Source organism: uncultured Sphingomonas sp. (genome assembly GCF_964237335.1).
Classification (GTDB): Bacteria; Pseudomonadota; Alphaproteobacteria; order Sphingomonadales; family Sphingomonadaceae; genus Sphingomonas.
In genome coordinates this window covers 1-11,414 of sequence record NZ_CAXSHM010000008.1, presented here as the reverse complement: position 1 = coordinate 11,414, position 11,414 = coordinate 1, and the positions used below count along the sequence as shown (strand labels likewise).

Sequence of the window (11,414 nt, the reverse complement as noted above, 5' to 3'; positions counted from 1 at the left end):
TCAGCCGATCCTGCGGGAAGCCGGGACTGGTGGAGCCGTGGGGGATCGAACCCCAGACCTTCGCAATGCCATCGCGACGCTCTCCCAGCTGAGCTACGGCCCCACATCGTCCCGGGAGACGCGCCTCTAGCGGTGGGCGGGCGGCTTGGCAAGCGCGTCGGATCGCTCGCCGCCCCGCCTCGAACCGTCCCGCGTGAGGATCAGTGCTCGTCGTCCTTGTCGCGCGTCTCCACACCCAGATCCTCGTCGCCGCCCAGATCGACCTCGTCGTCCGCGCTCGGCTCCTCGTCCTCGGGCGCCAGCTCCAGATCCTCGTCGGGTCCGGCCAAGTCCTCGCTGGTCTCCACCTTGGCGGTCTTGGCCGCCTCGAACGGCATCGGCTGCTTGGACTTCAGGATCGGCTCTGGAGCCCATGCATTCCCGCAGTTGATGCAGGTGACGGGATCGTCCTTCTCGAGATCGTAGAAGCGCGTCGCGCATTTCGGACACGTGCGCTTGGTGCCCCATTCGGCCTTGATCATGCCGGTTCCATGCCTTTTCGACTGATGCGGATATCGGATGGCGGCAGCCGTGCGCCACCGTTCCAAAGATGGCGCGCGCCTTGCCATGCCGCAAGGCGACTGTCAAAGCGCCGCCCCGATGGCGCAGCCGCTCCCCCACCCCCTCCCCCGACCGATGACGCCTCGTTCTATGACGATCGGCCCGCGTGGCCCGTTGTACGGCGTCGTGCGCGTGCCGGGCGACAAGTCGATCAGCCACCGCGCCCTGATGTTTGCCGCATTGGCGGTGGGCGAGAGCCGCGTGACGGGACTTTTGGAGGGCGAGGATGTGCTGGCCACCGCTGCCGCGCTGCGCGCCATGGGTGCCAGCATCGAGCGCATCGCGCCCGGCGAGTGGGTGATCCACGGCGTCGGCGTCGGCGGACTGCTCCAGCCCGGCCAAGCGCTCGACATGGGCAATTCGGGCACCTCGACGCGGCTGCTGATGGGACTCGTCGCCTCGCATCCGATCCAGGCCACGTTCGTGGGCGACGCGTCGCTGTCGCGCCGACCCATGGCGCGGGTGATCGAGCCGCTGTCCCGGATGGGCGCGGACATCACGGCGGCGCCCGGCGGCACGCTGCCGTTGACGGTGCGCGGGATGTGCCCGGCGGTCCCGATCGAATACACGCTGCCGGTCGCCTCGGCGCAGGTGAAGTCGGCGGTGCTGCTCGCGGGGCTCAACACGCCCGGCGTCACCCGCGTGATCGAGCCGGTCGCGACGCGCGACCATAGCGAGCGGATGCTGCGCGGCTTAGGGGCCGAGCTGACGGTGGAGGAGACCTCCGGGGGCCGGATGATCGCGCTGACCGGCGAGGCGGAGCTCAAGCCGCAGCACATCGTGGTGCCGGGAGACCCCTCGTCGGCGGCGTTCTGGACCGTGGCGGCAATAATTACGCAAGGCTCACGGCTTTGGCTCGAAAACGTCGGCATGAACCCGACGCGCGCCGGCATATTCCGCGCCCTTGGCCTGATGGGAGCGGACATGGTGCTGCATGACAGAGGTACGGTCGGCGGCGAGCCGGTCGCACAAGTTACCGTGATGAACGACAATCTCGCTGCCATCGATCTGCCGGCCGAGATCGTACCATCGATGATCGACGAGTTCCCGATCCTATTCGTCGCCGCTGCGTTCGCGCATGGGACCAGCATGTTGCGAGGTCTCGAAGAACTTCGGTTCAAGGAGTCGGATCGAATCGGGACAATGGCAACCGCACTGGCCGCCATAGGCGCACAAGTCGAAGAGTTGCCCGATGGACTCGTGATCCACGGCAGCAGCGGAAGGCCGTTGCCCGGCGGCGTGACAGTCGAAACGCGGCTCGATCACCGGATCGCCATGGCAATGGCAGTCGCAGCCTTGAACTGCGAGGCTCCGATAGTTCTCGACGACGCGTCTCCCGTCGCGACGAGCTATCCCGACTTCTTCACGACGCTGGATCAGCTAACTGAAGAGGGCCGAGCGATCAACGAGGCATACGCATGATCGTCGCCGTCGACGGCCCCGCGGCCTCGGGCAAGGGCACGCTCGCCCGCGCGATCGCCCGCCACTATGGGCTGCCGCATCTCGACACGGGGCTGCTCTACCGCGCGGTCGCGCTCAGCGTCCTGCGCATGGAACTCGATCCCGCGGTGGAGGCCGACGCGGTCGCCGCCTGCGGCTTCGAGGACGGGCTGCTCGCCGATCCGGTGCTGCGCGACGACGACACGGGCCGCGTGGCCTCGATCGTCTCCGCCCATCCGCTGGTGCGCGCGGCGCTGTTCCAGCGGCAGAAGCGGTTCGCGCAGCAGCCCGGCGGCGCGGTGCTCGACGGCCGCGACATCGGCACGGTGATCGCGCCCGAGGCGGACGCCAAGCTGTTCGTCCAGGCGACGCCCCGCATCCGCGCCCAGCGCCGCCATGCCGAACTGAAGGCCCGCGGCGACGTCACCAGCTTCGACAAGGTGCTTGCGGACATCCGCGCCCGCGATCAGCGCGACAGCGAACGCGCCGTCGCCCCGCTGGCGATGGCGGCGGATGCCGCGCTGCTCGACACGAGCTACCTGTCGATCGACATAGCCGTGAGCAAGGCACTGGCGTTCGTGGAAGCGCAGCTCTCAACCCGGCGCTGACCGGCCTGTCCGGCGCGATTGCCTTGCGAACCCATCCGGTGTAATACCCGCCCGTCCAGCGGGCAGGCGCTCGCGGGGGAAGGCGCGGAGGCATGATCCTCACGCGCCGTTTTCGCGTAGAGCGCAGACGTCCCCTGCCCCACCTGGCCAACGGGCGCCGCATCGGCATGGGGTCGTTGCGGCATGGCTAGAAGACCGCCGGACCCAACCGGCCGGCCAGAAAACGCAACTTCGAGGATCACTCCAACTTTATGGCTACCCAGCCCAATCCCACCCGCGACGATTTCGCCGCGATGCTCGACGACATGTTCGGCGGCGCCGACAGCTTCGAGGGACGCGTCGTCCACGGCACCGTGACCGGCATCGAGAACGACATGGCCGTCATCGACGTCGGCCTGAAGTCTGAGGGCCGCGTCCCGCTCCGCGAGTTCGCCGCCCCCGGCCAGAAGGCCGAGCTGAAGGTCGGCGACGAGGTCGAGGTCTATGTCGACCGCGTCGAGAACATGCACGGCGAGGCGATGCTGTCGCGCGACCGTGCCCGCCGCGAGGCCGCCTGGGACAAGCTCGAGGGCGATTTCGCCAAGACCGCGCGTGTCGAGGGCGTGATCTTCGGCCGCGTGAAGGGCGGCTTCACCGTCGACCTGAACGGCGCTGTGGCGTTCCTGCCGGGCAGCCAGGTGGACGTGCGCCCGGTGCGCGACGTGACGCCGCTGATGGACATCCCGCAGCCGTTCCAGATCCTCAAGATGGACCGCAAGCGCGGCAACATCGTCGTCTCGCGCCGCGCGATCCTGGAAGAGACCCGCGCCGAGCAGCGCTCGGGCCTGATCCAGAGCCTGGCTGAGGGTCAGATCATCGAGGGCGTGGTCAAGAACATCACCGATTACGGCGCGTTCGTCGACCTGGGCGGCATCGATGGCCTGCTCCACGTCACCGACCTGTCGTACAAGCGCGTGGCACACCCGTCGGAGGCGCTCAACATCGGCGACACCGTCAAGGTGCAGATCATCCGGATCAACAAGGACACGCAGCGCATCTCGCTCGGCATGAAGCAGCTCGAGAGCGATCCGTGGGATGGTGCGTCGGCCAAGTATCCGATCGGCGCGAAGCTGACCGGCCGCGTGACCAACATCACTGAATACGGCGCATTCGTCGAGCTGGAAGCCGGCATCGAGGGCCTGGTCCACGTCAGCGAGATGAGCTGGACCAAGAAGAACGTCCATCCCGGCAAGATCGTCTCCACCTCGCAGGAGGTCGACGTTCTGGTTCTCGAGGTCGACGAGGACAAGCGTCGCATCAGCCTCGGCCTCAAGCAGGCGCAGGCCAATCCGTGGGAGGCGTTCGCCGCCGCCCATCCGATCGGCTCGACCGTCGAGGGCGAAGTCAAGAACGCGACCGAGTTCGGCCTGTTCATCGGTCTGGACAACGATGTTGATGGTATGGTCCACATGTCCGACATCGCCTGGGGCGTGGCGGGCGAGGATGCGCTCGCGCTCCATCGCAAGGGCGAGACCGTGCAGGCGGTCGTGCTCGACATCGACGCCGAGAAGGAGCGCATCAGCCTCGGCATGAAGCAGCTCGAGCGCGGTGCGCCGGTCGCGGGCGGGGCCGCCGCGGCGGGTAGCTCGGTCGGCAAGAACCAGGTCGTCACCGTCACGGTGCTGGAGGTCCGCGATGCCGGCCTCGAGGTGCAGCAGGGCGACGACGGCGTCACGGGCTTCATCAAGCGTACCGATCTCGGCCGTGATCGCGACGAGCAGCGTCCAGAGCGGTTCCAGGTCGGCCAGAAGTTCGACGCGATGGTGACCGGCTTCGACCGGTCCAAGAAGCCGACGTTCTCCGTCAAGGCGATGCAGATCTCCGAGGAGAAGCAGGCGGTGGCTCAATATGGCTCGTCCGACTCGGGCGCGTCGCTGGGCGACATCTTGGGCGAGGCGCTCAAGAAGGCCGGCAGCTGATCCGATCGCCGGGGCGGCGCTGAAGCGCCGCTCCGGTCCGGAGCCGACGGTGATGCGCTTGGCCGATTGAAGCGGATCGAATTACGCGGAATACTGGCATCGGCGCACGACGCATGGGGAGTCGGCAGTGATTCGATCCGAACTGATAAAGAACCTGGCGGAGGAAAATCCGGGGCTGAGCGAACGCGACATCGACGCGATCGTGTCGGTCTTCTTCGACGAGATCGTCGCTCGTCTGGCGCACGATGGGCGGGTCGAGCTGCGCGGCTTCGGCGCCTTCTCGACCCGCAGCCGTACCGCCCGTACCGGCCGCAATCCCCGGACCGGCGAGGCGGTGGAGGTGACGGCGAAGCGTGTCCCCTATTTCAAGCCGGGCAAGGAAATGCGGGCGCGGCTCAACCTTGCCGGATGATCGTCTTCCGGCGAGCCACCACGTCACTTGACGCTCGATGGCCGATGCGCTTTCGCCGCGGTCGTGATGCGCGGACGTGGCGGAATCGGTAGACGCCGGAGACTTAAAATCTCCTTGCCCTGGGCAGTGCGGGTTCGAGTCCCGCCGTCCGCACCCATGCTGATGCTGCTGCTCGCGACCGGATGCGATCGCCGCGCCGACGACGGCCCGGTCGACGTCGAGGTGATCGGCGGGCCGGCCACGCTCGTCGATGCGTCCCGCCATCTTCCCGGACCGGCATCCCGCGTGCTGGCAGGCGCGGTGGCGCAAGGGTTGGTCAGCTTCGATGCGGCTGGCCAGATCGAGCCGGGCATCGCCGAGCGCTGGACCGTCATCGACAACGGCACAAGCTACATCTTCCGCCTTCGCGACGCGCACTGGCAGGACGGGCGTCCGGTCACGGCCGGTCAGGTCGTGGCGGCGCTGCGTCATCAGGTCGCGCAAGGATCCCGGAATCCGCTCACTCCGTTTCTGAGCGCGGTCGAGGAGATCGTCGAGATGACCCCGGAGGTGATCGAGGTCCGCCTGTCCCGCCCCAGGCCGGACCTGCTGAAGCTGTTCGCACAGCCCGAACTGGCGATCATGACCGTCCAGGGCAGCGGTAGCGGTCCCTATCGTCCAGTCACCGCCCGTGCCCGTCAAGGAGTGTTGCTGCGCCTCGCGCGCGATGTGACCGCGACAGACGATGACGGGGTGAAGACCGTGCCATCGGACGACGTACGGCTTCGCGTCGACCGGCCGGCGATCGCCATCCTGCGGTTCGTGCGCCATCAGGTCGACCTCGTCGGCGGGGGCACTATCGCCGACTGGCCGTTGCTGACTGCCGCCGGTCTCGCGCCGGCGACGATCCGTATCGATCCAGCTGCAGGGCTGTTCGGGCTCGCGATCGAGAACCGCGAGGGCTTCCTTGGCGATGCCGCGAACCGCGATGCGCTGTCCGCCGCCATGGACCGGCAGGCGTTGTCGACCATCGCGGGCGGCGTGCCCCTCGCGGCGCAGGTCCTGCCCGAGTCGCTCGACTCCGCGGCCGCTCCCGCCATGCCGGCCTGGATCGACGATCCGATCGATGTGCGCCGTGCCCTGGCCCGATCTCGCGTCGCGGCATGGCTGGCGGCGCGGCCCGCGACCGCCGCCGGGTCCGACGCCGGCGTGACGCTCCGGCTCGCCCTTCCGGCGGGGCCGGGAGGAACGGTGCTGTGGGGGCAACTCGCGGCCACGTTGCTGGCCGTCGGGATCACGCCGGTGCGGGTCGCGATCGACGCGCCCGCCGACCTGCGGCTGGTCGACGCGGTCGCTCCCTACGACAGCGCCCGCTGGTACCTCGCCACCGCCTGCCGGCCCTGCGGCGCCGACGCGCAGGCGCGCCTGGAGGAGGCGCGGGCCGCGCCTTCCGTCACGGCACGGGCGGAAGCGCTGGCGCGGGCGGACCAGGCAGTTGCGGCCGACGTGCCGTTCATCCCCCTCCTCCGTCCCCTGCGCTGGTCGCTGGTCGCGCTGCGGCTGAACCAATGGCAGGGTAACGCCCGCGCCTGGCATCCGTTGAACCATCTTCGCGATGGCCCCATCTGATCGCGATGGCCGATCGCGCGACCCGCTACACTCCGTCCTTCGCCGAGTTGTTGCCGATCGATACCGATCCGGTCTCGGTCCGGCGGCGCATCGAGGCGATGGAACATCTGCTCGAAGGATTGTTCGTCATTCCCGGCATCAACCGCCGGATCGGACTGGACGTCATCCTGGATGCGATCCCCGTGGCGGGTGACTTGGTCGCCGCTGCATTGGGCGCCTGGATGGTGTGGGAGGCGCGCAATCTCGGCATGTCGCGGTGGTCGATGGCGCGGATGTTCGGCAATGTAGGGGTCGACTGGGCGCTGGGCCTGATCCCCTTCGTCGGCGCGGTGCCGGATTTCTTCTTCCGGTCCAACACCCGCAACCTCAAGATCATCCTGCGCCACCTCGACAAGCATCATCCTTCCGCCGCGGTGATCGACGGTTAGTACCGAGCCGAGCTGTAGGGCCGCGCCCGGTAACTGCTTCCATAGCTTCGTCCAGCCTGCGCGCTCGCCGGATCGCGCGGGCGCGCGACGCGGATCGTCGTCGCCGGCGCCGCGCCGCCGCTGCCGGCCTTGCACCGAGTGTAGGCCATCTGCTTGTCGAGGCAGAACCACACTTCGTCGAGCCAGCCGTCGCGGGTGGCCGTGACGCGCATCATGTCGGCCGACACGCCGGGATTGGCGGCCGCGATCGCCTGCGCCACCGCGCCGACGGTGGTCGTGCCGCGCCCAAAAGCGGTCATGTCCGGCCAGACGAGCTTGCCGTACAGCCCGGTCGAGCGGGCGAAATAGGCGTCGGGCGTGCTGCCGGTGCAGGTACCGTGCTTGGCCCACTCATGCTGGAGCAGCTGCGCCGACGGCGTCGCGCACAGGTTCCGGCGGAGCGTCGCGTCGGGCAGCAACGGCGTCGACTTGCAATATTGCGGCCACTCGGGCCCGATGCCGTCGGGCCACAGGCCATGGAGCGAGAAGCCGAACCGCGCGCCTCCGCCGCCCTCGCCCCCGCATTCGAAGGCTGCCGACGGCTCGCGCTTGTGGCTGAAGCAATATTCCGGCGTCCAGGTGACCGCGAGCGTGTATCCGCCGATCGGCAGAAGCCGCTGCGGATTGCGCTCGTTGGGCAGCTCCGGGTGGATCGGCGGCAGCACCGCGGGCACGGCGCAGCTATACGCCTGCGCGCCGGCGGCCGCGGGTAGCGCGACCGAGGCCAAGCCGAGCACCATGATGGACAGGCGGCGCGCGATCACCGGAACGTCTCGCCCAGATCGGTGGCGCTGTCTGCGCCGCGAAACCAAGCCACGGCGTCCGGCTGAAAGAGTAGGTAGACCGACACGGCCTGAAGCACGAAGGCGACGACTCCGACGGCACCCTTCACGCCGCCACTACCGTCGGGAAACCCGCGAAATGCAGTCACCAGCATCGATATGACAGCGATGGCGAAGAACACGACGATGATCCATTTGGCTACGACGCTTGCGCGTCGCGCCGCGAAAATCCAGAGCACAAGCGGGATGAGGAACCCGACACCGATTATCGTCGGGAGATACCAGGAACCGAATACCGCGCTGGCTTGCATCAACTGCGGGTTGCGAAGCATCGTGGGCATCGCAACCACGGCATTCACTAACCCGATGAGAAGCGCGCCGAGATAGCACCGTTCGAAGTTGACGATCGAAATTGGCCTCATCCGCGTTCTCCCTTTGGGTTTGAGTCAGACTAGCTGCCGCCCTCGCCTTGGCAAGGCACCTCGTTCGCTCTCACCGCAGCGACAGGTCCAGGCCGACGTCTGCCGCCGGCGCCGACTGCGTCAGCCGCCCGACGCTCACATAGGTGACGCCGCTCTCCGCGATGGCCCGGATCGTGTCGAGCCGCACTCCGCCCGACGCCTCCGTCACCGCGCGGCCGCCGACCAACGCCACCGCCTCGCGCAGCATCGGCGGTGCCATATTGTCGAGCAACAGCCATGGCGCCCCCGCCGCCAGCGCGGGTTCGATCTGGTCGAGCCGGTCGACCTCGACGACGATCCGCTCAATCCCGGCCTGCACGGCGCGTGCGACCGCCTCGGCGACGCCGCCCGCAACCGCGACGTGGTTGTCCTTGATCATCGCGGCGTCCCACAAGCCCATGCGGTGGTTGGTCGCGCCGCCCATGCGGGTCGCATATTTTTCCAGCACTCGCAGGCCCGGGATCGTCTTGCGCGTGTCCAGCAATGTCGCGCCCGTGCCCGCGATCGCGTCGACATAGGTGCGAGTCAGCGTCGCGATGCCGGACAGGTGCTGGACGGTGTTGAGCGCGGACCGCTCCGCCGTCAGCATCGCGCGCGCAAGCCCGTCGAGCCGCAGCAGCTCGGTTCCGGCCGGAACGCTCGCGCCATCCTCGACCAGCCGTTCGATCGCGACAGCCGGATCGAGCGTGCGGAAGAACGCCTCCGCGATCGGCAGCCCCGCCACCGTCAATCGGTCGCGGCTCGCCATCACCCCGCGGAAACGCGCGTCGGCCGGGATCACCGCGGCGGAGGTAATGTCCCCGCCCGTCCCCAGGTCCTCGGCCAGCGTCGCGGCGACGAATGCCGGGAGGTCGAATCCGGCCAGGTCAAAGGCATCAGGATCGGGCGCTGGCGAAAAGTACTTCACAGTAGGTAACACCTAAACACGGTTTGCGCCGCCCGAGCGCACGAGCCAAAGAACGAGGTAGCCGGGACTGCCGGACGCCCTCCGGCGACGATCGTCGCAGACCTTTTCCTACATTCCCAGCCCCTAGTCGCCCGTCACCCGCGCCGGCCCGAGATCGCCCCGCCCCACCGTGCCGCCCGCCATCGACAACATTGCGTCGAGGCTCTTCTTCGCGCGCAACCGCAATCCTTCTTCCATCTCGATCCGTGGTTCGAGATCACGCAAGGCTACGTACAGTTTCTCCATCGTGTTGAGCGCCATGTACGGGCAGATGTTGCAGTTGCAGTTGCCGTCCGCGCCCGGCGCACCGATGAAGCGCTTGGCGGGCATCGCCTTTTCCATCTGGTGGATGATGTGCGGCTCGGTCGCGACGATCAGCGTGTCGCCGGGCATCGCGTTGGCGAACTCAAGGATGCCGCGCGTCGAGCCGACGTAATCGGCATGGTCGAGGATCACCGCCGGGCACTCGGGATGCGCCGCGATCGGCGCGCCCGGATGCTGCGCCTGGAGCTTCATCAGTTCCGTCTCGCTGAACGCCTCGTGGACGATGCACACGCCCGGCCAGAGCAGCATGTCGCGCCCGGTCTTGCGCGCGAGCCAGCCGCCGAGGTTGCGGTCGGGGCCGAAGATGATCTTCTGGTCGGCGGGCAGCTTCGCCAGAATCGTCTCGGCGGACGAGGAGGTGACGATGATGTCGGACAGCCCCTTCACCTCGGCGGAACAGTTTATGTACGTCAGCGCGATGTGATCGGGGTGCGCGGCGCGGAAGGCGGCGAACTGCTCGGGCGGGCAGCTGTCCTCCAGGCTGCACCCGGCGTCCATGTCGGGCAGCACGACGATCTTGGAGGGCGACAGGATCTTCGCCGTCTCCGCCATGAACCGCACGCCGCAAAAGGCGATGACGTCCGCGTCCGTGGCCTGCGCCTTGCGGCTGAGGTCCAGGCTGTCGCCCACGAAATCGGCCAGGTCCTGCAACTCGGGCTTCTGGTAGTAATGCGCGAGAACGACGGCGTTGCGCTCGCGGCGGAGGCGATCGATCTCGGCGCGCAGGTCGAGGCCGCGCAGGACGTCGGGCTGGTAATTCATATGTCTCAAATGGCGGCTTGGGCGGGCCCCCGCAACCCGCTCGGCGGCGAGCCGAGCAGCCGGCCCGGGACGGCCGCCCCGGGCGCGTCCGCCGTCACCGCGCGGTAGATCGCGTCGCCCGCAGGCGAGAAGGCGATCAGCCGCGCGCCGACCAGCACCGCCGCCAGCACAGCGGCGCCCCACAGCCAGGCCGGGTGGACGCGCCCGAGCCGCCGCCGGTCATGAACCATCCCTGCGAGGAGGAAGACGGCGGGCGACCCGCTTCCCCACTCGAACGCCCAGGGCGTCAGGAACGGCAGCGGCAGCAGGCGACCGAGCGCGGGGCCCATGATCATGGTCATGCCGCAGAGGTGAAGCCGCCGATGCCAGTCGGTCCGCCGCCGCATCCGGATCGCCGCGACGGTGAACCCGAAGAACGCGAACACGGTCGCCGGGTTGGCGATCAGGAAGATCTGCGGATGGAAGAAGAACGGCACGTTCGCGCGCCGCGTCACGTCCACCGTCAGCGCGCACCCGAGCAAGACCAATGCGACCGCCCAGCCCGCGCCGATCCAGCCGAGGCGGCGATGGAGTGACGGGGTCGCGCCCCGTACTCCGATTTGCGCCTGGATCGTGAACAACATCACCCAGCCCATGAACGCGACGGCATGAAGATGAATCAGGGGTCGGACATGAAAGCTCGAACGACCGGCGATCAACTGGGTCGAGAAGCCGACGACCACCGTCAGCGCCATGGCGATCGCCAGGTGGCCGAAGAACCGATCTTGTTGGTCGGCGGTTCGAAGCCGCACTGCGATGGTCGCCATCGATCAAGGCCCCCTGAGAAGGGGTTATCTATTAAGATCGAGAAGACAATGCAAGTTAACGTCGACTATGCCCTGAAAGCAAAGTCTTACGGCTCCCTCAACACTGTAACTGCTCACGGGGTTGGCGCATGACGGCTTGATCAGGCGACTGCGAAGCTGCCGTCGACGAGGTCGCGGATGGCGCCGAGAGCGGATTGGCCGTTCAGGCGGGCGGTTCCGGTGACGGAGCGGTAGCCGGCG

The 11,414-nt window shown here is 68.0% G+C and carries 12 protein-coding genes and 2 tRNA genes; 7 read left to right on the top strand and 7 right to left on the bottom strand.

Translation table 11 applies throughout. From position 1 onward, the window contains the following. Positions 1 to 27: 27 nt before the first annotated feature. A tRNA-Ala gene (locus ACFE65_RS06035) sits at positions 28 to 103 on the bottom strand. A gap of 97 nt (positions 104 to 200) precedes the next feature. After that, a complete protein-coding gene (locus ACFE65_RS06030; protein WP_375381444.1) occupies positions 201 to 521 on the bottom strand; it encodes a TIGR02300 family protein in 321 nt (106 codons plus the stop codon). A 154-nt stretch (positions 522 to 675) separates the two neighbouring features. On the opposite strand from ACFE65_RS06030, the gene aroA reads away from it, so the two are divergent. The 7 genes from aroA (at position 676) to ACFE65_RS05995 (ending at position 7,054) form a co-directional block, all read left to right on the top strand. Next, complete coding sequence (aroA, locus tag ACFE65_RS06025) at positions 676 to 2,022, top strand: 3-phosphoshikimate 1-carboxyvinyltransferase (protein WP_375381443.1); 1,347 nt, start codon at positions 676 to 678, stop codon at positions 2,020 to 2,022. Continuing rightward, on the top strand, positions 2,019 to 2,648 hold the full coding sequence (locus ACFE65_RS06020) for a (d)CMP kinase (protein WP_375381442.1): 630 nt from the start codon (positions 2,019 to 2,021) through the stop codon (positions 2,646 to 2,648). The genes aroA and ACFE65_RS06020 overlap by 4 nt, the downstream gene beginning before the upstream one ends. 251 nt (positions 2,649 to 2,899) lie before the next feature. Next, on the top strand, positions 2,900 to 4,606 hold the full coding sequence (gene rpsA / locus ACFE65_RS06015) for a 30S ribosomal protein S1 (RefSeq protein WP_375381441.1): 1,707 nt from the start codon (positions 2,900 to 2,902) through the stop codon (positions 4,604 to 4,606). Between the two features lie 127 nt (positions 4,607 to 4,733). Then, a complete protein-coding gene (locus tag ACFE65_RS06010; RefSeq protein ID WP_375381440.1) occupies positions 4,734 to 5,018 on the top strand; it encodes an integration host factor subunit beta in 285 nt (94 codons plus the stop codon). Between the two features lie 70 nt (positions 5,019 to 5,088). Further along, positions 5,089 to 5,171 (top strand) — tRNA-Leu (locus ACFE65_RS06005). Between the two features lie 3 nt (positions 5,172 to 5,174). After that, entirely contained in the window at positions 5,175 to 6,626 is a 1,452-nt protein-coding gene (locus ACFE65_RS06000) for an ABC transporter substrate-binding protein (protein WP_375381439.1), read from the top strand. A 5-nt stretch (positions 6,627 to 6,631) separates the two neighbouring features. Next, a complete protein-coding gene (locus ACFE65_RS05995; RefSeq protein ID WP_375381438.1) occupies positions 6,632 to 7,054 on the top strand; it encodes a DUF4112 domain-containing protein in 423 nt (140 codons plus the stop codon). On the opposite strand, the gene ACFE65_RS05990 is transcribed toward ACFE65_RS05995, so the two are convergent. The 5 genes from ACFE65_RS05990 to ACFE65_RS05970 all read right to left on the bottom strand — a co-directional run bounded on the left by ACFE65_RS05990 (position 7,051) and on the right by ACFE65_RS05970 (position 11,174). Continuing rightward, positions 7,051 to 7,833: a ribonuclease T gene (locus ACFE65_RS05990; protein ID WP_375381533.1), complete on the bottom strand. Its 783-nt coding sequence runs from the start codon at positions 7,831 to 7,833 to the stop codon at positions 7,051 to 7,053. The two genes, ACFE65_RS05995 and ACFE65_RS05990, sit on opposite strands and share 4 nt — an antisense overlap. A gap of 20 nt (positions 7,834 to 7,853) precedes the next feature. Beyond that, entirely contained in the window at positions 7,854 to 8,297 is a 444-nt protein-coding gene (locus ACFE65_RS05985) for a hypothetical protein (RefSeq protein ID WP_375381437.1), read from the bottom strand. A 70-nt stretch (positions 8,298 to 8,367) separates the two neighbouring features. Continuing rightward, positions 8,368 to 9,243 (bottom strand): carboxylating nicotinate-nucleotide diphosphorylase, encoded by an 876-nt coding sequence (gene nadC / locus ACFE65_RS05980; RefSeq protein ID WP_375381436.1) that lies wholly within the window; start codon positions 9,241 to 9,243, stop codon positions 8,368 to 8,370. A gap of 123 nt (positions 9,244 to 9,366) precedes the next feature. Beyond that, positions 9,367 to 10,368, bottom strand: a complete 1,002-nt coding sequence (gene nadA / locus ACFE65_RS05975) for a quinolinate synthase NadA (RefSeq protein ID WP_375381435.1) — start codon at positions 10,366 to 10,368, stop codon at positions 9,367 to 9,369. A 5-nt stretch (positions 10,369 to 10,373) separates the two neighbouring features. Next, positions 10,374 to 11,174 carry a hypothetical protein gene (locus ACFE65_RS05970; protein WP_375381434.1) on the bottom strand — a complete coding sequence of 267 codons (801 nt, stop codon included), beginning with the start codon at positions 11,172 to 11,174 and terminating at the stop codon, positions 10,374 to 10,376. Positions 11,175 to 11,414: the final 240 nt, after the last annotated feature.

Coding starts and splice junctions, on each gene's coding strand:
- ACFE65_RS06030 (WP_375381444.1), bottom strand. CDS start 521: ATGATCAAGGCCGAATGGGGCACCAAGCGCACGTGTCCGAAATGCGCG.
- aroA (WP_375381443.1), top strand. CDS start 676: ATGACGCCTCGTTCTATGACGATCGGCCCGCGTGGCCCGTTGTACGGC.
- ACFE65_RS06020 (WP_375381442.1), top strand. CDS start 2,019: ATGATCGTCGCCGTCGACGGCCCCGCGGCCTCGGGCAAGGGCACGCTC.
- rpsA (WP_375381441.1), top strand. CDS start 2,900: ATGGCTACCCAGCCCAATCCCACCCGCGACGATTTCGCCGCGATGCTC.
- ACFE65_RS06000 (WP_375381439.1), top strand. CDS start 5,175: ATGCTGATGCTGCTGCTCGCGACCGGATGCGATCGCCGCGCCGACGAC.
- ACFE65_RS05995 (WP_375381438.1), top strand. CDS start 6,632: ATGGCCGATCGCGCGACCCGCTACACTCCGTCCTTCGCCGAGTTGTTG.
- ACFE65_RS05990 (WP_375381533.1), bottom strand. CDS start 7,833: ATGGTGCTCGGCTTGGCCTCGGTCGCGCTACCCGCGGCCGCCGGCGCG.
- ACFE65_RS05985 (WP_375381437.1), bottom strand. CDS start 8,297: ATGAGGCCAATTTCGATCGTCAACTTCGAACGGTGCTATCTCGGCGCG.
- nadA (WP_375381435.1), bottom strand. CDS start 10,368: ATGAATTACCAGCCCGACGTCCTGCGCGGCCTCGACCTGCGCGCCGAG.
- ACFE65_RS05970 (WP_375381434.1), bottom strand. CDS start 11,174: ATGGCGACCATCGCAGTGCGGCTTCGAACCGCCGACCAACAAGATCGG.